The organism is Mesorhizobium shangrilense (assembly GCF_040537815.1).
Classification (GTDB): domain Bacteria; phylum Pseudomonadota; class Alphaproteobacteria; order Rhizobiales; family Rhizobiaceae; genus Mesorhizobium; species Mesorhizobium shangrilense.
Map to the genome: position 1 here is coordinate 194,392 of NZ_JBEWSZ010000005.1, position 23,907 is coordinate 218,298.

The window sequence follows — 23,907 nt, forward strand, 5'->3', positions numbered from 1 at the left end:
CTGTGTCCCGGAGCAATTTCAGAAATGGCAGACCGCAATAGACTTTTCCCGGCCCCGCGCCTCATCCTTGCCGCCCTGGTGGCGGGCGTGCTTGCCGGCGCGGTCGCGGTATATGTCAGGGAGAGCGGTTCTGGCAACAACGCCCCGGCGCAGCAAGCCGCCGTCGGCAACAGCAAGGACGATGTCGCCTGCGCCGCCAAGAGCGAACGCGCCAAGAAGGTCGCCGCCTCCGCCACCGGCCAGGTCGCCGCACTTTTGCCGGCCGACCCGCCGCAATCGTTGAGACGCCTCGCCTTCAACGGGCCCAACGGCAAGCCGATGACGATCGCCGACCATGCCGGCAAGACGGTGCTGCTCAATCTGTGGGCGACATGGTGCGCGCCGTGCCGTGCCGAGATGCCGGCGCTCGACGCGCTGCAGAAGGAAAAAGGCAGCAACGCGTTCGAAGTCGTCGCCGTCAATGTCGATGCCGGCGACGATGTGAAGCCGAAGAAGTTCCTCAAGGACACCGGCGTCCAGTCACTCGGCTACTACCGCGATTCGTCGATGGCGCTGTTCAATGATCTCAAGACGCGCGGCCTGGCGCTTGGCTTGCCAGTCACCATGCTGGTCGATGGCGAGGGCTGCCTGATCGCCCATATGAACGGCCCGGCCGAATGGTCGGGGCCGGACGCACGGCGGCTGGTGGAAGCGGCGCTCGCACCATCAGGCTGAGCGCAAAGCGGCGGCTGGCTCCAGCATCAGGATGCTTCCGCTGCGATGCCTGGCATCTTCGTCCTGGATCACGGGTGCCGTCACGCCGGTCAGTTCGCCGAAGGTTTCAATCGGGCTCGGCCGGCCAAGATAGTAGCCTTGCCCGATCTCACAGGCCTCGGCATCGAGGAATTTCAGCTCGCCCAGGGTCTCGACGCCTTCCGCCAGGACAGGCAGGCCGAGGCCGCGCCCCAGGCCCAGCACGGCGCGTACGATGGCCGCGACCTGGCCGTTGCTGTCCACCGACTTGATGAAGGATCCGTCGATCTTGATCTTGTCGAAGGGGAATGCGCGCAGATTGGAGAGCGAGGAGTAGCCGGTGCCGAAATCATCCATGGCCACGCGCACACCTAGCGCCTTGACCTGCCGCAAGGTCGCCAATGCGCGCGGCATGTCCTTCACCAGCGCCGTTTCGGTGATTTCGAGTTCGAGCCTGCCCGGCGCGAGGCCGGACCGAAGCAGGACCTCATGGACCTTGCGGCTGAAATTCGGGTTGTGAAGCTGCACCGCTGAGACATTGACCGCGATCGTCAGGGGATTTTTCCAACGGGCGGCTTCTTCACAAGCCGTCGCCATCACCCAGTCGCCGATCTGGACGATGGCGCCGCTGTCTTCAGCGACCGGAATGAACACTGCCGGGGGCACGTCGCCGCGCTCCGGATGCCGCCAGCGGATCAAGGCTTCGAACCCGATCATCTTGCCGGTGCTGATTTCCTTTTGCGGCTGGTAGACGAGGCGAAACTCGTTGCGTGCCACCGCCTGGCGCAAATCATGCTCCATCACCCGCTTGTCGCGGGCCTCGGCGCCCATCGAAGCCTCGAAATAGCGGTAAGTGTCCTTGCCCTCGGCCTTGGCGCGATAAAGCGCGGTATCGCAGTGGCTGATCAGCGCGGCCTGGTCGTCGGCGTCCAGCGGGTAGAGGGCGATGCCGATGCTGGCCGACATGAGGCCGCCTCCGGCTGAAAGCCGGTTCTCCTCGCGCATCGCCGCCAGCACGGCCTGTGCAATGCGGCCCGCGGCCTGTGGGTCGGGGAGGTTCGGAGCGATGACGGCGAACTCGTCGCCGCCAAGGCGTGCGAGCATCTGGCCGTGACGCAAGGCGCTGGACGCGCAGCGTGCAACCTTCTGCAGCATGGCGTCGCCGGCGGCATGCCCGAAAATGTCGTTCACCTCCTTGAACCGGTCGAGGTCGAGCAGCAGCAGCGCAAGATGCCCACCTCTCCCGCCCCGGTCCACGGCCGCGATTTCCGCGTCGAGCCGACCGGAAAAACTCCGGCGATTGGCCAATCCGGTGAGCGGATCGAAATGGGCGAGGCGAAGGATCTCCTGCTCCGCCTTCTTGCGCTCGCGGATGTCGCGAACGGCGACCACGCTATGCGGTTTGCCGCAATAGTCGATGCTTCTCGCGATCAACTCGACAGGGATCGTGGTTCCATCACGGCTTCTGAGCTCAGCCTCCTGTGCCTGCCCGTCGAACTCGGCCATGTTGGAAGCCGTACGCTCGCCGAAAAGGTCGCCAAGCCTCATCGCATTCAGTGCGTTGGCCGATATGCCGGTCAGGGCCGCGATGCTGTCATTGGCGCTGACAATGCGGGTGCCGTCGCAGACGATGAGGCCTTCGATCGCGGCGTTCGCCAGGCCGTGCATGCGTTCGGCTTCGACCTTGTGGCGGCGGAATCGCAGGTCGATCCATAGCGCCGCGGCCGAAAGCACAAGGATAACCAGACTGGCGGCGGCGGCGGCAAAGGCCTGCGACACCGGTTCGATCGTGTATTGCGATATCTCGATCGAGGAGTCCGGGAATATGGAGACCGCGGCCATGGCGACGAAATGCAAGGTGCAGATCGCCAGCGTCAACAGCACGGCGGCGCAGATTGTGCCCAGCGTGGACGGGCGGCGCAGCACGACAAGAAGCGCCAGTGCGGCAAGTGTTATGCCTGCCAGCAGGGAGACCGCGACCAGCAGCTGGTTCCAGACGATCCGGCCCTGTACCTCGAATGCCGCCATGCCGGTGTAGTGCATGGCCGCGATACCGGCTCCGAGAACCGCGCCGCCGACAAGGTAATGGTCGATGCCACCACGCAAGGTGGCGATCCACATGCCCGCAAATGTCAAGACTATGGCGGCGGCAAGTGAAAGTACCGAAAGTTCCGTATTGTATGCGTTTGGTATGCCTGGCGAGAACGCAAGCATCGCGATGAAGTGGGTCGCCCAGATCCCGAATCCGGTCGAGGCCGCAGCAATAGTCAGCCATGCATAGCGATTTCGATTGGTCGATCTATCAATATGCCGAAGGAGAATAATCGCAGAAGAGGAAGAGATACCGCAAATAAGTGCAGCAAGAGCGACCAATCTCAGATCATGCTCATGGATTATACAATTATAAACCGTCAACATTCTGCTTCACCTGATCTGCCCGCGAAAATCAAGGTAATACAATTGATTAGTACCGGGCGGATGAAGAATTGGTTATTCGGTTGCAACTTGAACGTGCTTTCCAGGTTGTGGAGGCGGTGGAAAGGGTCGCATTGTTCTGCGCGATGCCGGCTGGACTGTGTTTTCGACGTCGCTTGGACAGGCAGGACTTGGATCTCGTTTGAGATGGCGTCGAGGTCTGTCGAAACGCCATTGCATCTCTCGGGTTAGGCTACCTCCACAGGCCCGGAGAGTCACAGCAGAACTGTCACATACCTTCTCTAAGAGAGCGGGCAAGGACTTGCGCGAGCCCCTTGTCAAAAGCCACTCAAGAGGGAAAGAAACCCATGTCGATCATCAAGCACGGCCTTGCGGCCTTTGCCGCCGGCGCAATCGGGATTGCGTTGGCGTCGCCCGCCGCCGCCGCACCCACCAAGTTCGATTTCTGGTTCGGCCTTTCGGGCGATCTTGCCCGAGTCGTCGACACGATGTGCAAGAACTTCAACGAGTCGCAGAAGGACTACGAAGTCGTCTGCACCAGCCAGGGCAATTATGACGCCACGCTGCAGAACACCATCGCCGCCTTCCGCGCTGGCAAGCAGCCCACCGTCGTCCAGGTCTACGACGTCGGCACCGCCACCATGATGCTGTCGGGCGCCTACAAGCCCGCCGACAAGCTGATGGAAGAAAACGGCTACAAGGTCGACTACAACGACTATTTTCCCGGCATCGCACGCTACTACGCGACGTCGAAGGGCGAGATGCTGTCCTTCCCGTTCAACTCCTCGACCGCGCTCCTGTATTGGAACAAGGACGCATTCGCCAAGATCGGCAAGACCGAGGCTCCGAAGACCTGGGAAGACGTCGGCGCCGACCTTCAGGCCATGAAGGACGCTGGCTATGAATGCCCGATGGCGATCAACATCTCCGCCAATGAAAGCTGGCAGCTGATGGAGCAGTTCTCCGCTATCCACAACCAGCCGATCGCGACCAAGAACAACGGCTATGACGGGCTCGACGCTCGCCTGGAAGTCAACAAGACCAAGTTCGTCCAGTACGTCACCGACCTGAAGAAGTGGTATGACGCCGGCCTGATCAAGATCAAGTCGAAGGATCTTGGCCAGGACATGGTCCAGGCTTTCGCTTCCGGCACCTGCCAGATCATCCTGACCTCGGTCGGCGACCATGGCTCGGTTGCCAGGACGCAGAAGGAAGGCATGCATTGGGATGTCGCCGAACTGCCTGTCTATGCCGGCACCGAGCGCAAGAATTCGCTGGTCGGCGGCGCCTCGCTTTGGGTCCTGTCCGGCAAGTCGAATGCGGAATACAAGGGCGCGGCCGCGTTCCTCAACTTCATCCACGACCCCAAGACCGCTTTGTTCTGGTCGACCAACACCGGCTACATCCCGGTGACCAAGTCGGGCTTCGACTACATGAAGGCCGATGGCTTCTACGACAAGGCGCCTTACAAGGGCCGTGAAGTCGCGATCGCCAGCCTGACCGCGTCCGAGCCGACCGACATCACCCGCGGTGTCCGTCTGGGCAATTTCACCCAGATCCGCGCCGAGTTCGGCACGCAGATGCAGGCGATCTTCGCCAACAAGGTCAGCGTCCAGGAAGGCCTCGACACGCTGGTCAAGAACGGCGACGCGATCCTCGACCGCTTCCAGCAGACCTATCCGGGCAAGACGCTGCCCTGATCGCCTGAGTTTTCAGGGCCGCCCGCTGGCACCCAGCGGGCGGCCGTTTCATATTCGCGGAAACCGGACCAATGGAAAAGCGCGTCACCTTCAGCAAATGGTCGATCGGCATCCTGTTCGCGGTGCCGCAATTGCTGCTGATCTTCACGTTCTTCTACTGGCCGGCAGGCCAGGCCGTTTACTGGTCGCTGACGCTGCAGCAGCCCTGGGGCGGCGGCAACATATGGGTCGGGCTCGAGAATTTCCGCGCGATCCTGTCCAGTGCCGATTACTGGAATTCGATCACCGCCAGCCTTGTCTTTGCCGGGATCAGCACCGGGCTTGCGATGTTCATCGCGCTCGTGCTCGCCGCCTTGACCGATCGACAACTCGCCGGCTCGCGTCTCTATCGCGTGGTGCTGATCTGGCCCTATGGCATCGCGGCGCCCGCGCTGGCGCTGGCGTTCCGCTTCATCCTGGCGCCGGAGGCGGGGTTCCTTTCCGTCATCAACCGGATGTGGCCGGGAATCTGGGATCCGGGTCTCGACGGTGCGGATGCCATGGCATCGATCATCATCGCCTTCTCGTGGAAATATGTCGGCTACAACTTCATCTTCTTCCTCGCCGCGTTCCAGGCCATACCCCGCTCGCTGATCGAGGCCGCCGCAATGGACGGCTCCGGCGTCCTCAGACGCTTCCGGGATATCCAGTTCCCATTGATCACGCCGACGATTTTCTTCCTGCTGGTCATCAACATCACCGAGAGTTTCCAGGATTCCTTCGGCATCGTCGACATCATGACGGCCGGCGGCCCGGCGAACGCGACCAACCTGATGGTCTACAAGATCTATTCCGACGGCTTCAAAGGTTTGGATTATTCGGGTGCCGCCGCGCAGAGCATTATCCTGATGCTGCTCATCATCGTGCTCACCATCTTCCAGTTCCGCTTCATCGAGCGGCGCGTGCACTACGGATGAGGATGACATGGTAGAGCGCACCCCATTGCTCAATTTCTTCACGCATCTGATCCTGTTCATCGGCTTTGTCTTCTGCGTCGCGCCGTTCCTGATCGTCGCCATCGCCGCGTCGCACAATCTGAGGGATGTCAACGATGTGCCGATGTCGCTGCTGCCGGGCAGCGACTTCTGGGTCAACATCAAGACGGCCTGGGTGACGGCCGATCTCGGCCCCAAGCTGCTCAACAGCTTCATCGTCGCCGGCGGCGTGGCGGCGGGTAAAGTGATCATTTCGGCGCTTACGGCCTTCTCGATCGTCTATTTCCGCTTTCCCTGCCGGATGTTCATCTTCTGGCTGATCTTCGTCACCCTGATGCTGCCGCTGGAAGTTCGTATCGTGCCGACCTATGCGGTCGTCGCCAATGTCCTGTCGCCCTATCAGGCCATCCTCGACGTGACAGGCTTGAGCTGGCTGATCGAGAAGGTGTCGGGCGTGGAGGTCTCGCTCAGCCTCGGGCTGCTCAATTCCTATCCCGGACTGATCCTGCCGCTGGTCGCCACGGCCACGGGCACGTTCCTGTACCGGCAGTTCTTCCTCACCGTGCCGGATGAACTGACCGAGGCGGCGCGCATGGACGGTGCAGGGCCACTGCGTTTCTTCATCGATGTCCTTATTCCGCTCTCGCGCAACAACATGGCGGCGCTCGGCACCATCATGTTCCTGTGGGCCTGGAACCAGTATCTGTGGCCGCTGCTCATCACCACCGACCAGTCACATGCGATGGCGGTCACCGAGCTCAAGTTTCTCATTCCCAATGTCGGCGGCACTCCGGAATGGCACATTGCCATGGCTGGCACGCTTATCGTCATGCTGCCGCCGCTGGTCGTCGTGGTGCTCATGCAACGCTGGATCGTGCGTGGCCTGGTCGCCACCGAGAAATAACAGGAGACAAAAATGGCCTCCATCACCATTCGGGGCGTCAAGAAGAATTACGCCAAGACGCAGGTCGTGCACGGCGTCGACCTCGACTTCGCCTCGGGCGAGTTCGTCGTCATCCTGGGACCGTCCGGCTGCGGCAAGTCCACGCTGCTGCGCATGATCGCCGGGCTGGAAGACATCTCCGGCGGCACGATCGCTATCGACGGCACCGTGGTCAACAAGCTCGAGCCGCGCGAGCGTGGCTGCGCCATGGTGTTCCAGAACTATGCGCTCTATCCGCATATGAGCGTCGCCGACAACATCGGCTACTCGCTGAAAGTAGCGGGCATTCCCAGCGCGGAGCGCATGAAGCGCATCCGCGCCGTGGCACGCATCCTCGAGCTCGAACCGTTGCTCGACCGCAAGCCCGCCGCTCTCTCGGGTGGCCAGCGCCAGCGCGTCGCCATGGGACGCGCCATGATCCGCGAGCCCAAGGTCTTCCTGTTCGACGAACCGCTTTCCAATCTCGATGCCAAGCTGCGCGTCCAGATGCGCTCTGAAATCCGCAAGTTGCATCGCCGGCTCAGCGTCACCTCCGTCTTCGTCACCCATGACCAAGTCGAGGCGATGACGCTTGCCGATCGGCTTGTCGTCATGAATGGCGGCCGCGTCGAGCAGGTCGGTACACCCGGCGAAGTCTACACCCGCCCGGCCAGCCGCTTCGTGGCGACCTTCGTCGGCGCGCCGGCGATGAACATGCTGGAGGGCGTGGTCACGCTCGACGGACTTTCGCTGCTGGGCGGCAGCCGGCGCCTGGCCATCCCGCGCGCCGGGCTGCCGGTCGGCACCGAGGTCGCGGTCGGCATCCGGCCGGAGGCCGTGCGCCTGGTCGCGCAGGGCACGCCGGGCGCGCTCGACGCGACCGTCGACCTCGTCGAGGAACTGGGCGCGGGCCGGGTCATCTATGTCGATCTCGACGGCGCACCGTTTTCGGTCATGACGTCGGAGGCCATCCATCCCGAGCCTGGTACCGCGGTCGGCCTTCAGTTTTCGCCCGACGACATGCATTTCTTCGCGTCGCCGAGCGGAGCCCGGCTCGATGTCTTCAAGGCTTCGGTGCTGGAACCGGCACTCTGATCGCGCAACGCGCGCGGCGTTCAGGCAAGAACATGCGCCTTTCCGGACACGGTCAGCCGGACGATCTCGCCGACCATCGGTGCATCCATGCCGGGCTTGCGCAGGGTCAACGGTGTGTTGCCGATCGCGGCGGCGTCCGGGGGATCGGCGCTGTTGAGAAGCCGCACCGCGATCGTGCACATCGAGCCGGCGAATTCGGACTCGGTCACCTCGCCGAACAGCATGTCCGGGGTGCCCGACATGCCCTCGCGCGAGGTTCGTTTCAGCCCTATCTGCTCGGGACGCAGCATGATGCGTGCGACATCGCGATGCTCATTCGTGTCGACGGCGATACGTCCGAGCGGCGAGTTGGCAAAGCCGTCGGATATCTTCGCCGGCAGGATGATGGCATCGCCAAGGAACTCGGCGACCATCCTGTCCTTCGGCTTGAGATAGAGTTCCCGCGGCGTGCCGATCTGCGAGAACTTGCCGTCGCGCATAACAGCCACCTGGCTGGCGAAGGACAGGGCCTCGGCCTGGTCGTGGGTCACCAGGATGGTGGTGATGCCGGCGGCCTCGAGGAGCTCGGCCACGGCCTTGCGCATCGAGGCGCGCAGGCCGGTATCCAGCGCCGAGAACGGCTCGTCGAGGAGCATCAGCCGGGGTTTCATGGCCATGGCACGTGCCAGCGCCACGCGCTGCTGCTGGCCGCCCGAGAGTTCGTGCGGATGGCGTTTCAGGATCGCCTTGTCGAGCCCGACGGTGTAGGCGAGTTCGGCGATGCGCTCCACGCGTTTGTCCTCGTCGCGCGCCATGCCGAAGCCGATATTGTCGGAGATTGTCAGATGCGGGAACAGGGCGCCGTCCTGCGCCACCACGCCGACGCCACGGCGATGCGCCGGCACCGCGCTGCCGCCATTGGCCAGCACCGCGCCATCGAGCACGATGCGGCCCTGGTCGGGCGCCTCGAAGCCGGCAATCAGCCGCAGCAACGTCGTCTTGCCGCAGCCGGACGGGCCAACGATTGCGGTGCGGCTGCCGCTGGAAACCTTGAGGTCGACGCCGGCAAGTGCGGCGACCGGGCCGTAATGCTTGTTCAGGCCCTCGAGTTCAAGAAAGCTCATCGCCCGGCCATCCGCTTCGATTGAACATAGAGCAGCCAGGTCAAGGGCAACGACATCGCCACCATGATGAAGGCATAGGGCGCCGCCGACGCATAGTCGATCTCGCCGCTGTAGGACCAGAATGCCATCGCCAGCGTGCGGGTGCCGTTGGGCGCCAGCATCTGGGTCGCGGTCAACTCGTTCATGATGCCGAGCGCCACCAGCGCCATGCCGGCGGCGGCACCCGGCGCCGAGAGGCGGATCGTCGTCGACCACAAAGCCTTGAGCGGTGCCCGGCCAAGGCTGGAAGCGGCACGTTCGAGTTCGACCGGGGCCTGCGCGATCGAGGCCCGCAGGCTGACCAGGGCACGCGGCAGGAACATCAGCGCGTAGGCGACCAGGATGGTGAACAGTGTCTGGTAGAGCGGCATGGCAATGCGCACGGTGATGGTGACCAGGGCCAATGCCACGACGACGCCCGGCAGCGAGCCGACGATGTAGTTGCAGCCTTCCAGCAGGCGCTGCAGGCGGCTGGGGGCACGGATCGATATCCAGGCCATCGGCATGGCGGCGACGGTGGCGAGCAGCGCACCGGCAAGCGCCAGGAACAGCGTCTGGCCGAGCGCCAGGCCGATCTCGTCGAAACGCCAGACATCGGCGCCGCCAGCCACGAGCCAGCGGCCGATGGTGACGAAAGGCACGCCAAGCGCCAGCAGCGAGGTGATGATCGGCAGAGCCATGCAGAGGATTGTGGCGCGTCCGAGTCTTGTGCGTTGCTGCTGGCGCGCCGCGCCGGAACCGACGCGCGCATAGCGCTCCTCGCCGCGCACCAGGACTTCCAGTGCGAGCAACACGAAACAGCAGGTGACCAGGACGCCGGCCAGCATGTTGGCCGCCGGTCCGTTGAAGGTCGACTGGAACTGGTCGACGATTGCCGTGGTGAAGGTGTCGAAGCGGATGAAGACGTAGAGCCCGTATTCGGCCAGGAGATGCAGGCCGACCAGCAATGAGCCGCCACAGATGGCGAGCCTAAGTTGCGGCAGCACGACCCGCCAGAACACGCGCCGGGGCCCAAGGCCAAGCGCTGCCGCCGCATCCTCCAGGGCGGGGTCGAGGCGGCGCAGGGCCGCCGACACCGGCAGATAGAGGAACGGGAAATAGGCGATGACGGAAACCAGAACGCCGGCCCACAGGCCGTGCATCCTGGGCACCATGGTGATCCAGGCGTAGCTGTGCACGAAGGCGGGGATGGCAAGCGGCGCCACTGAAAGCCAGGACCAGATCCGGGCGCCCAGCAGGTCGCTGCGCTCGGTCAGCCAGGCCAGCGCCACCGATAGAACGATGGAGATCGGCACGGTCAACACGACCAGCAGGACGGTGTTGACCAGGAGCTCGCCAACGCGAGGTCGGAAGACCAGCGCCGCCACGGTTTCCCAGCCGGTCTGTACGGCGACCCAGATGATGAAGGCGAGGGGCAGCAGCGCGAACAGCGAGACGAAAGCGGCGACGATCGCGATCCACGACAGCGGCCGGCGACGTCGGTCCGCCGTTCCCGACGGCAGGCTTGAATGTGCCAGATCGGCGGGGGACTGCATCAGCTCAGACGCTCCGCCGCCGCCCGGTGGCGGAAACGGTCGCGATGCCGCCAAGGCGGTTGGGAACGCAGCGTGTCGTCATTTGGCGAATGCCATCTCGAAAACAGAGCGCTCCCGCGGAAAGCGAAATCCCGCGGGAGCGCAGTCGTTGCCCTTTTAGGACGTATGCTGGCTAAAGCAAGCCGGCCGCGGTCATCAGATCGGTGACCTTCTTGGAGTTCAGCGTCGTCGGATCGACTTTCGGCGCCTGCAGGTCGGCCAGCGGCACCAGCTTGGGGTTGGATTCGGCACCCTTGCCGACAGCGTATTCGAAGGAATCGCCGGTCTTCAGCACCTCCTGGCCACCCTTGCCGGTAACCCACTTCAGGAAGGCCTGTGCTTCCTTGGGATGCTTGCTCGAGGCCAGCACGCCGCCACCGGAAATCGAGACGAACGCGCCCGGATCCTGGTTCTTGAAATAGTGCAGCTCGACGTTCTTGCTGTTTTCGCCGGTCTTGGCCTGATCGCCGAAATAGTAATAGTGGTAGATCACGCCGCCATCGATCTCGCCGGCATTGACCGCCTTCATCACGGTGCTGTTGCCCTTATAGGCGGTGAAATTCGTCTTCATCGCCTTTAGCCAGTCGGCCGTGGCGGCTTCACCCTTGAGCTGCAGCAGGGCGCTGACGATCGCCTGGAAGTCGGCGCCCGACGGCGAGGCGGCCCAACGGCCCTTCCAGCTCGGATCGGCGAGATCAAGCATCGACTTCGGCAACTGGTCGGCGTTGAGCTTGGTCTTGTTGTAGGCAAAGACGGTGCTGCGCGCGGCCACACCCACCCATTTGCCGCTTGCCGGCTGGAAGTCCTGCGGGACCTGGGCCAGCGTGTCGGCATCGACCGGCGCGAACAGGCCGGCGCTCTCGACCAGCGCCATGGCCGGCGAGTTTTCCGTCAGGAACACGTCAGCGGGCGAGGAAGCGCCTTCAGCGACGATCTGGTTGGAGAAATCGCTGTCGCCACCGTTGCGCACGGTGACCTTGATGCCCGTTTCCTTGGTGAAGCCTTCGGCCCATTCCTTGGTCAGGCTCTCGTGCTGGGCGTTGTAGACGATGATGCCGGCATCTTCGGCCATCGCCGGACCGACGATCAGGCTGATTGCGAGCGCGGTGGCGCCGGCAAGGGTGGAAAGAGCATATTTCATTGCGTAATCCTCGATCTTGATGGTCTTGGGTCTGGCACGGCCGCAGCTATCAATACATGACACCAATAGTCAACATTGGCAGGCTGCTTCAATCGGTCGCCGGGGCGAAAGAGCGATGCGGCGGCGGACAATTCAGCGTGATGAGAACGCCGCGACCATGGAATTGTCCGAAGCTGCGGTTTTCGTGACTTGCCCGCAGTTTGGCTTGGACATTATTTCGCCGGCCACGTAACAAATCAGCGCCGAGACGCGAAAATCGGGGGAGTGACTCTTGTGACCGGCAAGGACGAGGCCGAGCTTTCCCGGCTGCTGCGGGCCGCGATCGCGGGAGATGAAAGGGCTTACGCCAACTTTCTGCACCGGGTTGCCATGCTCGTTCGGGGCTTTGCCCGGCGCAAGATCGTGCAGGGCGGAGTCGACCCCGAGGATGTCGTGCAGGAAACCTTGCTGGCCATTCATGTGAAACGGCATACCTGGCGCCAGGATGCGCCGGTGTTGCCTTGGGTCTACGCCATTGCACGTTTCAAGCTGATCGACGCGTTCCGGCGGCGCGGACGGCGCATCGAGATCGATGTCGACGATATCGCCGAGACGTTCGCCGAGCCGGAAGCGGAAACCGTCAGCGAACGCGATATCAACCGGGCGCTCGACAGCCTGTCGCCGGCGCAGCGATCGGTGGTCTCGGCGGTGTCGGTGGAAGGCCGTTCCATCGGCGAGACGGCAGCCAAGTTCGGTATCAGCGAGACGGCGGTGCGCGTGTCGCTGCATCGCGGGCTCGCCGCCATTGCCAAGCGATTTGGACAGGGGCGATTCGGGCGGGAATGACATGAGGACCGACGATCTCATCAAGGCGCTGGACGCCGATGCCCGCAGCAAGACGATGCCTTTGCGCTCGGCCTGGTGGATTGCGGCCGGCGCGGCGGCCGTGATCGCGGCAGTCGTTTTCCTGCTGACGATCGGTCCGCGCCCGGACTTCATGGCCGCAGCGCATACGATGCGCTTCCTCTCCAAATTTGTTTTCACCATCGTGCTTGCGATCAGCGCCTTTGCCCTGGTCCGCGCCTTGTCGACACCCGGTGCCTCGACGGGCCGAGCGGCCATGGGGATGATTGCCGCGCCGCTGCTCGTGGCCGCGGCCGTCATTCTGGAGCTGTTCGCAGTGCCCTCGGCCGACTGGGGCACGCGCCTTGTCGGCACCAACATGATGATCTGCATGACCTTCATTCCGCTGATCGGCATTGGCCCGCTTGCGATCTTCCTGTGGATGCTGCGCTACGGCGCACCGACACGGCCGGTGCTTGCCGGCGCTGTTGCCGGCCTGCTTGCCGGTGGGCTGGCGGCGACCTTCTATGCCGCGCACTGCTTCGACGATTCGCCGCTTTTCGTGGCCTCCTGGTACACGATAGCAATCGGCGCCCTTGCCGCGCTAGGGGCGCTGGGGGGGCGCCTCTTCGTGCGCTGGTAGCGACAGGTGGGGATCGGGGCCAATAAACACCGATCCTTAATCATGCCGGCAATTGTTTGCCGGTTCGTGGTGCCGCTTACACCCACGGCGCAAGATTTCCTTAAAATCGGTCCGTCAAGATTTTATCGGAAGATACGATTGCGCTGGGGTGGCTCGGATCGTGACATTGCGGCATCTCTTCGGCTTGAGGCCTGACCGACAGGCATTGCTGGCGTTGCCGGTGGCGAGCTTCATCGCTGTCCTGGCGCTGGTCCTGTTGCGGCACCTCGACGTCGGCGCCGAGACCCTCAGACTCTGCCTGCAAATATCCTTCGCGGTGATCGCTGGCGCCGGTATCCTTATAGCCTTGTTCACCCGACGGATTTTCCTGGATCGCCGACAGATCGCCGAGGGCGAGCAGCGCTTTCGTCGGATGATGGAGGATTCACCGATCGGCATCGCCGTCGTCGGTCTCGATGGCCGCATTCTCAAGGCCAATTCCACCTTCGCCACCATGCTCGGCTACACCCGCGAGGAGATCGAGGCGCTGACCGTCCTGCGGATCACGCATCCAGATCATGTGCAGGCCGGACGCGAAACGATGGAGAGCCTGACGGATGGAACGGCCAATACGTTTCACTTCGAAAAACGCTACCTCAGGAAGGATGGAACGTCTGTCTGGGCCCAGCTTGCCGGCTCCGTTATCCGCGATACGGACAGCGGCCGGCCGCTCTATCTCGTCTCGCAGATCGAGGATATCGACGCGCGTAAACAATCCGAGGCGCGGATAGCCGAAGCCGAGACGCGCTGGAACTTTGCCCTGGCGGGCGCTGGCCAAGGCGTCTGGGATCTCGACAGGCGCAAGGGCGGCACGACCTATTCCGGAACCTGGGTGAAGATGCTGGGCTATTCGGAGGGCGAGCTCGACGGCGACCCAGATCGCTGGCTGACGATCCTCCACCCCGACGATCGTGAAATGGTCGTCGAGGCCGACCGGGCCCATATCGAGGGCGAGACGGACTTTTTCGAAGCCGAGTTCAGGATGCGCCACAAGGATGGCCACTGGATATGGATTCTCGACCGTGGCAAGGCCATCGAACGTGACGATGAAGGACGGTTAGTCCGGGCCATCGGCAGCCTCACCAACATCACACGCCGCAAGCAGGCCGAGGAAAGCTTCGCTATGTCCGCCGCGATGCTCGCCGGTGAAAAGGAACGGCTGCGGGTAACGCTTCAATCGATCGGCGACGCCGTCATCTGCACGGATGCCGCAAACCGCGTAACCTTCATGAATCCGGTTGCCGAGAAGCTGACCGGCGTCGCGGGCTCCGACGCCCTCGGCAAGATGCTTGGCCATGTCTACTGGGCGGTCGACGAGGAGACGGGGCAAAGGATAGGCGTGACGCGGCCTTCAGTCAGTGGCAACACACCCTCGGACCCGAACAGCCGTGCGGTGCTCATCCGGCGCGATGATACGCGATGCAGCATCCGTCAGGTCGTATCGCCGATCATCAACGATCGCGGCGAGTTCTGCGGGCTGGTCATCGTTTTCCAGGATTTTACCGATGCGCGTGCCCTGCAGCGCCAACTCGCCTATGCCGCTGCCCACGATGCATTGACCGGTCTCGCCAACCGATCGAGCTTCATCCGCGCCATGGAGGATCTGGTCGATCAGGCGCGCAGATCCGGCGCCGAGCATCAGTTCATGTTCGTCGACCTCGACCATTTCAAACTGGTCAACGACACGAGCGGCCATGCCGCGGGTGATGCCTTGCTCAAGCTGGTTGCGGGTGCGATGCGTGCCGCGCTCGGTCCGGACGACATCGTCGCCCGTCTTGGCGGCGATGAATTCGCCGTCATCCTGAAGTCTGGTTCGGCCGCGAGCGCCAAGATCGCCGCGCGGTCGATCATCGATGCGATCCGGGGTCTGGGCTTCGTGTGGGATGGCCGGCCCCATCAGATCGGCGCCAGCATCGGGCTGGCCGCGATCCGCGCCGGCTGCGGCGAAGTCGACGAGATCATCGCGCTGGCCGATGCGGCCTGCTATGCCGCCAAGGCCGCCGGCCGGGGATGCGTTTTCGCGACGCCGGACGAGAATGATACAAGCCGCAATTCAGAGACGCCGAAGCCGCTGGCGGCGGCGTCCTGATTTCGCGGAATCCGTTTATGCCTGACTTGATGGCTCAGCGCGTCGGGACGGGGTGCTCGCCGCGATAATCGTAGAAGCCGCGCCCGGTCTTGCGGCCAAGCCAGCCAGCCTCGACATATTTCACCAGCAGCGGGCAGGGGCGGTATTTCGAATCCGACAGCCCATCATGCAGCACCTGCATGATCGACAGGCAGGTGTCCAGCCCGATGAAATCGGCCAGTTGCAGCGGTCCCATCGGATGGTTGGCGCCGAGCCGCATCGCGGTGTCGATGGCATCGACCGAGCCGACACCCTCGTAGAGCGTATAGATCGCCTCGTTGATCATTGGCAGCAGGATGCGGTTGACGATGAAGGCCGGGAAATCCTCGGAAACCGTGATCGTCTTGTCGAGCTGTTTGACATAGGCCTTGGCCGCTTCGAAGGTCTGGTCTTCGGTGGCGATGCCACGCACCAGTTCGACCAGTTTCATCAGCGGCACAGGGTTCATGAAATGTATGCCGATGAACCGTTCCGGCCTGTCGGTCTGGGCGGCGAGCCGCGTGATCGAGATCGACGAGGTGTTGGTCGCCAGGATGGCTTCGGGATTGAGCTGCGGGCAAAGCTGCGCGTAGATCTTGCGCTTGACCGTCTCGTCCTCGGTCGCTGCCTCGATCACGAGGTCGGCGCCGGCAAGGTCGGCCATGGCGGGCGCCGCCGAAATGCGCGCGATCGCGTCGTTGCGCACCTTTTCCTCGAGCTTCCCGGATCCGACCTGACGGGCCATGTTGCCGCTGATCGTGGCAATGCCCTTCTCGATGCGGTCGGGTGAAATATCGTATATCAGCACCTTGTAGCCTGACAGCGCGGAGACATGGGCGATGCCGCCGCCCATCTGGCCCGCACCGATAATGCCGATCGTCTCGATCTTGCTCATTACACCGATCCCGTCATAAGGGCCTTTGCGGCCTGTTTTTGTGCGGTGCAAACTAAAAGGGCGGGGTGACTTCGTCTACCCCACCCTTCACTATTTAATACGCTTTGCCAGAAAGCGTCAAAGCGCCTTTTGCAGTTCCGGCAGGATGACGAAGAGATCGCCGACGAGGCCGTAGTCGGCGACCTGGAAGATCGGTGCCTCCTCGTCCTTGTTGATGGCGACGATGACCTTCGAATCCTTCATGCCGGCAAGGTGCTGGATGGCGCCGGAGATGCCGACCGCGATGTAGAGATCGGGGGCGACGACCTTGCCGGTCTGGCCGACCTGCCAGTCGTTCGGCGCATAGCCGGCATCGACGGCGGCGCGGCTTGCACCGACGGCGGCACCGAGCTTGTCGGCGACCGGCAGGATGACCTCCTGGAACTTCTCCGAGGAGCCGAGCGCGCGGCCACCCGAGATGATGATCTTGGCCGAGGTCAGTTCCGGACGATCGGTTTCCGACAGCTTGTTCTCGACGAAGGTCGACAGGCCGGGATTGGCTGCGGCCTGAACCGTCTCGACCGCAGCCGAACCGCCCTCGGGGGCTGCCTGGAAGGAAGCCGTGCGCACGGTGATCACCTTCTTGGCGTCGGTCGACTGCACCGTCTGGATGGCGTTGCCGGCATAGATCGGCCGCTTGAACGTGTCGGGCGAAACCACTTCGATGATCTCGGAGACCTGTGCCACATCGAGCAGGGCGGCCACGCGCGGCGCGACGTTCTTGCCCGACGATGTCGCCGGCGCGATGATCGTGTCATAGCCACCGGCCAATGAAACGACGAGCGCTGCCATTGGCTCGGCGAGGTGCTCGGTGAGTTCGTCGGCTTCGGCGAGTAGCACCTTGCTCACGCCCTTGAGCTTAGCGGCGGCATCGGCCGCGCCCTTGGCGCCCTTGCCGGCCACCAGCACATGGACGTCCGAGCCGATCTGCAGTGCTGCCGAAAGCGCCTTGGCGGTCTGGTCCGAAAGCGTTGCGTTGTCGTGTTCTGCGATAAGGAGAATTGCCATTTGTCTGTTCCTTTCCCGATCGCTTACAAAACGCCGGCTTCGTTCTTGAGCTTGTCGACCAACTCGGCGACGCTCTTGACCTTGACGCCTGCCTTGCGGCCGCTCGGCTCCTCGGTCTTGATCACCTTCAGCCGTGGCTTGACGTCGGCGCCGTAGTCGGCCGGGCTCTTCTCGTCGAGCGGCTTCTTCTTGGCCTTCATGATGTTGGGCAAAGAAGCATAGCGCGGCTGGTTGAGGCGAAGGTCGGCGGTCACGATCGCCGGCATCTTCAATTCCACCGTCTGCAGGCCGCCGTCGACTTCGCGCGTCACCTTGGCATGATCGCCGTCGAGCACGATCTTGGAGGCGAAGGTTCCCTGCGCCCAGCCGAGAAGGGCTGCCAGCATCTGGCCGGTCTGGTTGGAATCATCGTCGATCGCCTGCTTGCCGAGGATGACGAGGCCGGGCTTCTCCGCCTCGACGACGCCCTTCAGCACCTTGGCGACGCCGAGCGGCTCGGTCTGTTCGTCGGTCTTGACCAGGATGGCGCGGTCGGCGCCCATGGCGAGCGCGGTGCGCAGGGTTTCCTGCGCCTGCTGCGGGCCGATCGACACGACGATGATCTCTTCGGCCTTGCCGGCTTCCTTCAGCCGGATGGCCTCTTCGACCGCGATCTCGTCGAACGGGTTCATCGCCATCTTCACATTGGCCAGTTCAACCGCCGAACCGTCAGCCTTCACGCGAACCTTGACGTTCGCATCCACAACCCGCTTCACGGGCACAAGGATCTTCATTTGCCTGTCACCTCTTCACGATAGTTGGGCGCGCTATAACAGCCTGCGCCCCTTCTGAGTTGTCGAAAGCCGACATTCCGGATGGAAATTCTGGTCTTTGACCGCCTTGGGCTGCGACGGAGACGTTTCCGTAGTTGCGGCAATCCTGCACGTCAATACAGCCAGAAGACTCAAATCGGTTCAGTCAGGACCTGGAATGCTTCCTCGGCCCCAGCGCGGCGCTGGTGGGGCGGGTGGCGGTTCGGTTGCCGGATCAGCGGCGGGAGGGCGCTGATCAACCGTTGCAGTTGGGACGTCCTCGTCAGCGGCAGCAAAAAGCGGCACGCCGCGGCTGCGCAGGACAAGCACCAGAATGGCTCCGGCGATGATGCCGCCGACATGGCAGGCCCAGGAGATCTGGTCCTCGCCACCGCGGGCGAACATCACGACCTGGAACAGGACCCAGAGGATGAGGGGGATGAAGGCCGGAATGCGCAGGGGAATGCGGGCAAAGGCGAGAACCCACACTTTTACCCGCGGGTAGAGGATCAGATAGGCGGTGACGACACCGGCGATGGCGCCCGAGGCGCCGATCAACGGTACTTGCGAATCCCACGCCACAAGGCTCTGGAACAGGGCGCCGGCGATGGCGCACAGCAGATAGAAGATCAGATAGCGGATATGGCCGAGCGCATCCTCGACATTGTCGCCGAACACCCACAGGAACAGCATGTTGCCGCCAAGGTGGAAGATGTCGGCGTGCAGGAACGCATAGGTGACGTAGCTCAGCTGCTCGGGAATCACCACGAAGCGGGGATCCAGTTCCGCGGTGTTGTGGACGACGGACGGAATGAAGCCCAGGCCGAGTACGGCCGCGTTGGTGAAATTCTCGCCGCTGAGCGATGTGATGAGATAGACGACTACGTTGAGCGCGATCAGGCCGATCGTCACATATTGCAGCCTGATATGGCGAAGCCTGTTGCTGTCGTAGAGCGGGATGAACATGAGTGCCAGGACCTGTCCCGCTCGGCAAATTCAGCGGTTCTTGCCGGGAACCCATAACACGTCGGCATTTCCATTGTCATTGACCGCCCGGGCCGCGACAAACAGAAAATCCGATACGCGGTTGATGTATTTCAGGCCGTCGCGGTTGACGTGCTCGCCCGGGTCCTGTGCCAGCGCCACCATCAGCCGCTCGGCCCGCCGCGCCACCGTGCGGGCAAGATGAAGGGCCGCCGCCGCCGGTGTGCCGCCGTTCAGCACAAAGGATTTGAGCGGCTCAAGATCCTTGTTGAGGAGGTCGATGTCCTTCTCCACGCGGTCGGTCTGCGCGGCGGTGATGCGCAAGGGCTCATATCCCAGCGGCTTGCCGTCATCGGGCACGGCAAGGTCGGCGCCGAGGTCGAATAGATCGTTCTGGACGCGGCCGAGCATCGCGTCGATCGACGGGTCGGTCACGGCGGTATGGACCCGGGCTAGGCCGATACAGGCATTGGCTTCGTCGACCGTGCCGTAGGCATCGACGCGAAGATCGGACTTCAGCCGTCGTTCGCCGGTGCCAAGGCCGGTGGTGCCGTCATCGCCCGTGCGGGTGTAGATCTTGTTGAGCTTGACCACGCAATGCCCCCAGAACGGTGGTTACTTGCGTGTGAAATACACGACCAGCATGATCAGCACCACCGCCATGAACTGCAGGAGCACGCGCGCCTGCATCAGCTTGTTCGAGGTCATGCCCGAGCCGCCACGCATCATGTTGATGAGGCCGCGGATCAAGACGATCACCACGGCGATCATCACGAGGGCTGCGAGGATTTTAAAGACGATTGCCATCGTGAGGTTCCAGTTCGATTGCGTTCAGGCGCGTTTGGCAAGCAGGCGGTAGAGCATCGATGCGGGCAGAATGCGTTTCAGCATGACGCCGATCCTGGCCGGCATTGTTACCACATAGTGCGGGCGTGGGCGCCGCGACAGAAGTGCATGGCGCAAGGCGGCATAGACCACTTCCGGGCCAGGCTTGCCGGGTGCCTTGCTGCCACCAGCCCGCAAGCGCTCCAGCTGTGCGGCGTAGTCGATACGATGGACGGAATTCTCGTGGTCGATGTTCCTCACAAACCACGGGAGGCCATTGCTTGCGATCTTCGAGATCACCGGTCCCGGCTCGATCAGCGAGACATGAACGCCGCTGCCGTGCAGTTCCTGGCGCATGCAGAGCATCAGACCTTCGAGTGCGTGTTTCGATGCGCAATAGGCGCCGCGAAAGGGCATCGGCACCAGGCCGAGGATCGAGGAGCAATGGATGATGCGGCCATGCCCCTGGCGGCGCATCAAGGACACGATGCGGCAGGTGAGGTCATGCCAGCCAAAGACATTCGTCTCGAACTGTTCCCGCAACGCCGCGACCGGCAGGTCCTCGACCGCGCCGGCCTGTGCGTAGGCGCCGTTGTTGAACAGGGCATCGATACGCCCACCGGTGCGATCGACCACCGAAGCCACCAGCGCCGCGATGGAGCCGGGCTCGCCATAGTCCAGATAAAACGCCTCGATGCCGCCGGCTTCGAGCGCGGCGATGTCTTCAGGTTTTCGCGCCGTGGCGAACACCCGCCAGCCCTCGGCCCTCAACGCGCGGGCGCAATAGGCGCCTATGCCGGAAGACGCGCCGGTGACGATGACGGTGCGCAACTCTTTTGCCGCAGGAATGGTGGTTTCGCGAAGGGTTGCCATTTGCCGCAATCCCTTCCCATATTCCCGGCACAGAGACAATCGGAGGGACGCGGCTCTCAATGCGGAAGATCGTAGCCCTCAAGCGTGTTCTTTATGACGCGCTCGGACATTTCAACACCGATGACGGTTGGGCGATGGCCAGCCATCTGGCGATCACCTCGCTGATGGCGCTGTTTCCGTTTCTGATCTTCGCCACGACGCTGGGCAGCTTTCTCGGGGCGCAGGCCTTTGCCGACACGGCCGTGCATCTGGTCTTCGACACCTGGCCGGATCAGATCGCCAAGCCGATCGCGCACGAGGTGCTGAACGTGCTGACGGTCAGGCGCACCGACCTGTTGACCTACGGCGTGCTGCTTGCCGCCTATTTTGCGTCGAACGGCATCGAAGCGCTGCGCACGTCGCTCAACCGGGCCTATCGCGTGACGGAGACGCGCGGTATCATCTATCGCCGGGTGCAGAGCATTTTCTTCGTGCTGATCGCGACCGCCGGGTTCCTGGCGATCAGCGTGCTGCTGGTCTTCGCGCCGCTGCTGGCGCGGCTGGCGGAAGCCCATTTCCAATGGATCAGACCCTACACCGGCACGATCACGCTTTGGCGCTACGTCATCGCCTCAACCGTCATCATCGGAGGGCTGTTTGCGGTGCATTATTGGCTGCCGGCCGGCAAGCGCCGCTTCATCTCGCTGGTGCCGGGCATCGTCTTCACGCTGGCCGCATGGCTTATCGGCTCGACGATGTTTGCCACCTATCTCGACCACTTCTCGTCCTATGTGACGACCTATGCGGGGCTGGCTTCGATCATGATTGCCGTCGTGTTCCTCTATATCGTCTCGGCGATCTTCATCCTTGGTGGTGAGCTCAACGCCGCGATCAGCCGCTATCTTGAGGCGCGGGCGAGGGTGGGCTGAGCGGTCGCCAGTCCAACACCGAGCGTCGTGATGGCCATGCCAGCAATCTGGATCAGGCTAAGCTGTTCGCCAAACAGTGCCCAGGCCATCACCGCGGTGACCGCTGGAACCAGGTAGAACAGCGACGCGACCTTCGACATCTCGCCATCGCGGATCATGATCATCAGCAGGAAGATGGCGCCGAGCGACAGCACCAGCACCAGCCAGGCCATGGCGAAGATCAATTCGCCGTTGATGACGACCGTGTGTGTTTCGAAAGCGAGCGAGGCCAGGGCCATCAGCGAGGCACCGCCGACATATTGCCACGCGGTTGCCGCGACGAGGTCGCCGCCGGAGGCGAAGCGCTTCTGCCAGATGGTGCCTGCGGCCATGCCCAGCACCGAGACAAGCGACGCGGTGAGCGTCTCCGCGGTCACGCCGCCGCCGATGGCTCCGAGCTTCGGCCAGAGCACGATGATCACACCGACCAGACCCGTGCCGAGACCGAGCCAATGGCGCGGCAGGATGGCCTCGCGCAGGAACTTGCCGGCAAGCACCGCCGTGATCAGTGGCTGCAACCCGACGATCAGCGCCGAAAGCCCGGCCGGCATGCCCCTGTGGATGGCCCAGAACACACCGCCCAGATAGACGCCATGCATCAGGATGCCGGCGCCCGCCGCATGCATCGCCTCCTTGCGGGTGGCTCTCCTTGAGCCAAGCACGGCCATCACGACCGTCAGCAGAACGGCCGCCAGGACAAAGCGCGCGGCCAGGAACGTAAAGGGCTCCGCCCACGGCATCGCATAGCGTGCGCCGATGAAGCCCGTCGCCCACAGGACGACGAAGGAAGCGGGAATGAACCGCTTTAAACTTGGCATTTTGGGAGACCGTCGCGTGTTGGGTGAAGGGTTGATTACCGCGAATGCTCTAATGCGCTTTGGCCCGACAAGCAAAACGAAACAATTGGTATATAAGCTCAAGCGAATTTAAGGGGTGGCGTCTGGGCAAACGATGAAGATCGATTGATCCGAGATGGCGTTTCGGCTTCGAGAGGAAGCGGGCATGCTGTTGCGTCTCGATACAAGCTGGCTGCTGATGACCGTCGCGAGCGTTGCGATCTTCGGTTTCTTCTTCGGTACGATACTCGATGCCATCATGCAGGATGACGGCTTCGGCTCGACCGGCAACACACTGCTGTTCACCTTCGGCTTCTTCGTGGCTGTGCTGGTCGCGAATTCCTACGGCATCGACCTGAAAGATCTCAAACTCGCGGTCGGCTGGGGTCTGGGAGGGGCCTTTGCGTTCATTAGCGTCCTGGCGCTGATCAAGGCTGGACTGGCCCGATGGTAGTCAACCGGGTTCACTTTTCTGTGTGGTCTAGAAACCGACCAGCCGGCTGATCTCGTTTGGTTGCACGCCGGCCTCGCGCAGCGCGGCAAGGCCGCTGTCGCCGAGGCTCTTCGATAATTTTCGCCCGTCCGGACCCAGGATGAGGCGATGGTGGAAGTAGCTTGACTGTGGAAGGCCGAGCACTTCCTGCAGCAGGCGCTGCACACCCGTTGCGGAAAACAGATCCTGCCCCCGCACGACGCGGCTGATGCCCTGCAGGGCGTCGTCGACAACGACGGCCAGATGGTAGCTGGTCGGTATCTCGCGGCGCGCCACGATCACGTCGCCCCAGTCCCGCGGGCGGGCTTCGACAGGACGCATCGCGCCAAGCGTTTCATCGGTGAATTCCGCCCAGGCAAGCGGCTTGCCGGCCCGCGCCACCGCCGCCTCGACGTCCAGCCGCCAGGCAAAAGGTGCATTGTCGGCGATCCGCCGCTTGCGTTCCTTTATCGGCAACGCCTTGTCTTGCGCCGGATAGTGCGGCACTCCGTCGGGGTCGCGCGGCCAGTGACGACCACGCTTCTCGCTGTCGGCGATGAAGGCCCGGATGTCGCCGCGGCTCATGAAGGCAGGATAGACCAGTTCCTCCCGGATCAAGCGGTCGAGCGCTGCTTCATACACGTCAAAATGCTCGGATTGCCGGCGCACCGGCTCTTCCCAATCCAGCCCCAGCCATCTCAGGTCGCGGAAAATGCCGGCCTCGAATTCCGGCGTGCAGCGGGTCGTGTCGATATCCTCGATGCGCAGCAGGAGACGGCCCGCTGTCGCCTTCGCCAGTTTCTGGTTGAGCAGCGCCGAATAGGCGTGGCCGAGATGCAGTTCGCCATTGGGGCTTGGTGCGAAGCGAAATGTCAGGAGTGTCATCTTTCGGCGGCAATCGGATTGTGTG

General features: G+C 63.0%; 23 protein-coding genes. 10 read left to right on the top strand and 13 right to left on the bottom strand.

What is annotated here, in order from left to right; all coding sequences use genetic code 11:
- Positions 1-24: 24 nt before the first annotated feature.
- Positions 25-714: a thiol:disulfide interchange protein TlpA gene (gene tlpA / locus ABVQ20_RS33165; RefSeq protein ID WP_354464020.1), complete on the top strand. Its 690-nt coding sequence runs from the start codon at positions 25-27 to the stop codon at positions 712-714.
- Here tlpA and ABVQ20_RS33170 read toward each other — a convergent pair.
- Positions 706-3,150 carry an EAL domain-containing protein gene (locus tag ABVQ20_RS33170; protein WP_354464022.1) on the bottom strand — a complete coding sequence of 815 codons (2,445 nt, stop codon included), beginning with the start codon at positions 3,148-3,150 and terminating at the stop codon, positions 706-708. The genes tlpA and ABVQ20_RS33170 overlap by 9 nt on opposite strands.
- A 365-nt stretch (positions 3,151-3,515) precedes the next feature.
- On the opposite strand from ABVQ20_RS33170, the gene ABVQ20_RS33175 reads away from it, so the two are divergent.
- From ABVQ20_RS33175 to ugpC, 4 genes are all read left to right on the top strand, one after another.
- Complete coding sequence (locus ABVQ20_RS33175) at positions 3,516-4,868, top strand: extracellular solute-binding protein (RefSeq protein WP_354464024.1); 1,353 nt, start codon at positions 3,516-3,518, stop codon at positions 4,866-4,868.
- Between the two features lie 71 nt (positions 4,869-4,939).
- A complete protein-coding gene (locus ABVQ20_RS33180) occupies positions 4,940-5,824 on the top strand; it encodes a carbohydrate ABC transporter permease (protein ID WP_354464026.1) in 885 nt (294 codons plus the stop codon).
- A gap of 7 nt (positions 5,825-5,831) precedes the next feature.
- A complete protein-coding gene (locus ABVQ20_RS33185; RefSeq protein WP_354464028.1) occupies positions 5,832-6,746 on the top strand; it encodes an ABC transporter permease subunit in 915 nt (304 codons plus the stop codon).
- A 12-nt stretch (positions 6,747-6,758) separates the two neighbouring features.
- Positions 6,759-7,859 (top strand): sn-glycerol-3-phosphate ABC transporter ATP-binding protein UgpC, encoded by a 1,101-nt coding sequence (gene ugpC, locus ABVQ20_RS33190; RefSeq protein ID WP_354464030.1) that lies wholly within the window; start codon positions 6,759-6,761, stop codon positions 7,857-7,859.
- A gap of 20 nt (positions 7,860-7,879) precedes the next feature.
- Here ugpC and ABVQ20_RS33195 read toward each other — a convergent pair whose 3' ends face one another.
- The 3 genes from ABVQ20_RS33195 to ABVQ20_RS33205 form a co-directional block, all read right to left on the bottom strand.
- Positions 7,880-8,962 carry an ABC transporter ATP-binding protein gene (locus ABVQ20_RS33195; protein ID WP_354464032.1) on the bottom strand — a complete coding sequence of 361 codons (1,083 nt, stop codon included), beginning with the start codon at positions 8,960-8,962 and terminating at the stop codon, positions 7,880-7,882.
- On the bottom strand, positions 8,959-10,536 hold the full coding sequence (locus ABVQ20_RS33200) for an ABC transporter permease (protein WP_354464034.1): 1,578 nt from the start codon (positions 10,534-10,536) through the stop codon (positions 8,959-8,961). Before ABVQ20_RS33200 ends, ABVQ20_RS33195 begins: the two co-directional genes overlap by 4 nt.
- A gap of 172 nt (positions 10,537-10,708) precedes the next feature.
- On the bottom strand, positions 10,709-11,716 hold the full coding sequence (locus ABVQ20_RS33205) for an iron ABC transporter substrate-binding protein (protein ID WP_354464036.1): 1,008 nt from the start codon (positions 11,714-11,716) through the stop codon (positions 10,709-10,711).
- 273 nt (positions 11,717-11,989) lie between these two features.
- On the opposite strand from ABVQ20_RS33205, the gene ABVQ20_RS33210 reads away from it, so the two are divergent.
- From ABVQ20_RS33210 to ABVQ20_RS33220, 3 genes are all read left to right on the top strand, one after another.
- A complete protein-coding gene (locus tag ABVQ20_RS33210) occupies positions 11,990-12,541 on the top strand; it encodes a sigma-70 family RNA polymerase sigma factor (RefSeq protein ID WP_354464038.1) in 552 nt (183 codons plus the stop codon).
- Position 12,542: 1 nt separating this feature from the next.
- Positions 12,543-13,181, top strand: coding sequence for an NrsF family protein (locus ABVQ20_RS33215; protein WP_354464040.1), 639 nt, complete (start codon positions 12,543-12,545; stop codon positions 13,179-13,181).
- Positions 13,182-13,341: 160 nt separating this feature from the next.
- Complete coding sequence (locus ABVQ20_RS33220) at positions 13,342-15,309, top strand: PAS domain S-box protein (protein WP_354464042.1); 1,968 nt, start codon at positions 13,342-13,344, stop codon at positions 15,307-15,309.
- A gap of 34 nt (positions 15,310-15,343) precedes the next feature.
- Here the strand turns inward: ABVQ20_RS33220 and ABVQ20_RS33225 are convergent, their stop codons facing one another.
- The 7 genes from ABVQ20_RS33225 to ABVQ20_RS33255 form a co-directional block, all read right to left on the bottom strand.
- Positions 15,344-16,222, bottom strand: a complete 879-nt coding sequence (locus tag ABVQ20_RS33225) for a 3-hydroxybutyryl-CoA dehydrogenase (protein WP_354464044.1) — start codon at positions 16,220-16,222, stop codon at positions 15,344-15,346.
- A gap of 117 nt (positions 16,223-16,339) precedes the next feature.
- Positions 16,340-17,269 carry an electron transfer flavoprotein subunit alpha/FixB family protein gene (locus ABVQ20_RS33230; protein ID WP_354464046.1) on the bottom strand — a complete coding sequence of 310 codons (930 nt, stop codon included), beginning with the start codon at positions 17,267-17,269 and terminating at the stop codon, positions 16,340-16,342.
- Positions 17,270-17,292: 23 nt separating this feature from the next.
- Complete coding sequence (locus ABVQ20_RS33235) at positions 17,293-18,042, bottom strand: electron transfer flavoprotein subunit beta/FixA family protein (protein WP_354464048.1); 750 nt, start codon at positions 18,040-18,042, stop codon at positions 17,293-17,295.
- Positions 18,043-18,222: 180 nt separating this feature from the next.
- Positions 18,223-19,026: a rhomboid family intramembrane serine protease gene (locus tag ABVQ20_RS33240; protein ID WP_354464050.1), complete on the bottom strand. Its 804-nt coding sequence runs from the start codon at positions 19,024-19,026 to the stop codon at positions 18,223-18,225.
- Between the two features lie 30 nt (positions 19,027-19,056).
- Positions 19,057-19,638 carry a cob(I)yrinic acid a,c-diamide adenosyltransferase gene (locus ABVQ20_RS33245; RefSeq protein WP_354464052.1) on the bottom strand — a complete coding sequence of 194 codons (582 nt, stop codon included), beginning with the start codon at positions 19,636-19,638 and terminating at the stop codon, positions 19,057-19,059.
- Positions 19,639-19,659: 21 nt separating this feature from the next.
- Positions 19,660-19,851 (bottom strand): twin transmembrane helix small protein, encoded by a 192-nt coding sequence (locus ABVQ20_RS33250; RefSeq protein WP_354464054.1) that lies wholly within the window; start codon positions 19,849-19,851, stop codon positions 19,660-19,662.
- Positions 19,852-19,875: 24 nt separating this feature from the next.
- Positions 19,876-20,742, bottom strand: a complete 867-nt coding sequence (locus tag ABVQ20_RS33255) for an SDR family oxidoreductase (RefSeq protein WP_354464056.1) — start codon at positions 20,740-20,742, stop codon at positions 19,876-19,878.
- A 59-nt stretch (positions 20,743-20,801) separates the two neighbouring features.
- On the opposite strand from ABVQ20_RS33255, the gene ABVQ20_RS33260 reads away from it, so the two are divergent.
- Positions 20,802-21,650, top strand: coding sequence for a YihY/virulence factor BrkB family protein (locus ABVQ20_RS33260; RefSeq protein ID WP_354464058.1), 849 nt, complete (start codon positions 20,802-20,804; stop codon positions 21,648-21,650).
- On the opposite strand, the gene ABVQ20_RS33265 is transcribed toward ABVQ20_RS33260, so the two are convergent.
- On the bottom strand, positions 21,620-22,507 hold the full coding sequence (locus ABVQ20_RS33265) for a DMT family transporter (RefSeq protein ID WP_354464060.1): 888 nt from the start codon (positions 22,505-22,507) through the stop codon (positions 21,620-21,622). The two genes, ABVQ20_RS33260 and ABVQ20_RS33265, sit on opposite strands and share 31 nt — an antisense overlap.
- Positions 22,508-22,691: 184 nt before the next feature.
- On the opposite strand from ABVQ20_RS33265, the gene ABVQ20_RS33270 reads away from it, so the two are divergent.
- Positions 22,692-22,979 carry a hypothetical protein gene (locus ABVQ20_RS33270; RefSeq protein WP_354464062.1) on the top strand — a complete coding sequence of 96 codons (288 nt, stop codon included), beginning with the start codon at positions 22,692-22,694 and terminating at the stop codon, positions 22,977-22,979.
- A gap of 27 nt (positions 22,980-23,006) precedes the next feature.
- Here the strand turns inward: ABVQ20_RS33270 and gluQRS are convergent, their stop codons facing one another.
- On the bottom strand, positions 23,007-23,882 hold the full coding sequence (gene gluQRS, locus ABVQ20_RS33275) for a tRNA glutamyl-Q(34) synthetase GluQRS (protein ID WP_354464063.1): 876 nt from the start codon (positions 23,880-23,882) through the stop codon (positions 23,007-23,009).
- Positions 23,883-23,907: the final 25 nt, after the last annotated feature.

Excerpts from the sequence above, each read along its gene's own strand:
- tlpA (WP_354464020.1), top strand. The coding sequence starts at position 25 with ATGGCAGACCGCAATAGACTTTTCCCGGCCCCGCGCCTCATCCTTGCC.
- ABVQ20_RS33170 (WP_354464022.1), bottom strand. The coding sequence starts at position 3,150 with ATGTTGACGGTTTATAATTGTATAATCCATGAGCATGATCTGAGATTG.
- ABVQ20_RS33175 (WP_354464024.1), top strand. The coding sequence starts at position 3,516 with ATGTCGATCATCAAGCACGGCCTTGCGGCCTTTGCCGCCGGCGCAATC.
- ABVQ20_RS33180 (WP_354464026.1), top strand. The coding sequence starts at position 4,940 with ATGGAAAAGCGCGTCACCTTCAGCAAATGGTCGATCGGCATCCTGTTC.
- ABVQ20_RS33185 (WP_354464028.1), top strand. The coding sequence starts at position 5,832 with ATGGTAGAGCGCACCCCATTGCTCAATTTCTTCACGCATCTGATCCTG.
- ugpC (WP_354464030.1), top strand. The coding sequence starts at position 6,759 with ATGGCCTCCATCACCATTCGGGGCGTCAAGAAGAATTACGCCAAGACG.
- ABVQ20_RS33195 (WP_354464032.1), bottom strand. The coding sequence starts at position 8,962 with ATGAGCTTTCTTGAACTCGAGGGCCTGAACAAGCATTACGGCCCGGTC.
- ABVQ20_RS33200 (WP_354464034.1), bottom strand. The coding sequence starts at position 10,536 with ATGCAGTCCCCCGCCGATCTGGCACATTCAAGCCTGCCGTCGGGAACG.
- ABVQ20_RS33205 (WP_354464036.1), bottom strand. The coding sequence starts at position 11,716 with ATGAAATATGCTCTTTCCACCCTTGCCGGCGCCACCGCGCTCGCAATC.
- ABVQ20_RS33215 (WP_354464040.1), top strand. The coding sequence starts at position 12,543 with ATGAGGACCGACGATCTCATCAAGGCGCTGGACGCCGATGCCCGCAGC.
- ABVQ20_RS33225 (WP_354464044.1), bottom strand. The coding sequence starts at position 16,222 with ATGAGCAAGATCGAGACGATCGGCATTATCGGTGCGGGCCAGATGGGC.
- ABVQ20_RS33230 (WP_354464046.1), bottom strand. The coding sequence starts at position 17,269 with ATGGCAATTCTCCTTATCGCAGAACACGACAACGCAACGCTTTCGGAC.
- ABVQ20_RS33235 (WP_354464048.1), bottom strand. The coding sequence starts at position 18,042 with ATGAAGATCCTTGTGCCCGTGAAGCGGGTTGTGGATGCGAACGTCAAG.
- ABVQ20_RS33240 (WP_354464050.1), bottom strand. The coding sequence starts at position 19,026 with ATGTTCATCCCGCTCTACGACAGCAACAGGCTTCGCCATATCAGGCTG.
- ABVQ20_RS33250 (WP_354464054.1), bottom strand. The coding sequence starts at position 19,851 with ATGGCAATCGTCTTTAAAATCCTCGCAGCCCTCGTGATGATCGCCGTG.
- ABVQ20_RS33255 (WP_354464056.1), bottom strand. The coding sequence starts at position 20,742 with ATGGCAACCCTTCGCGAAACCACCATTCCTGCGGCAAAAGAGTTGCGC.
- ABVQ20_RS33260 (WP_354464058.1), top strand. The coding sequence starts at position 20,802 with ATGCGGAAGATCGTAGCCCTCAAGCGTGTTCTTTATGACGCGCTCGGA.
- ABVQ20_RS33265 (WP_354464060.1), bottom strand. The coding sequence starts at position 22,507 with ATGCCAAGTTTAAAGCGGTTCATTCCCGCTTCCTTCGTCGTCCTGTGG.
- ABVQ20_RS33270 (WP_354464062.1), top strand. The coding sequence starts at position 22,692 with ATGCTGTTGCGTCTCGATACAAGCTGGCTGCTGATGACCGTCGCGAGC.
- gluQRS (WP_354464063.1), bottom strand. The coding sequence starts at position 23,882 with ATGACACTCCTGACATTTCGCTTCGCACCAAGCCCCAATGGCGAACTG.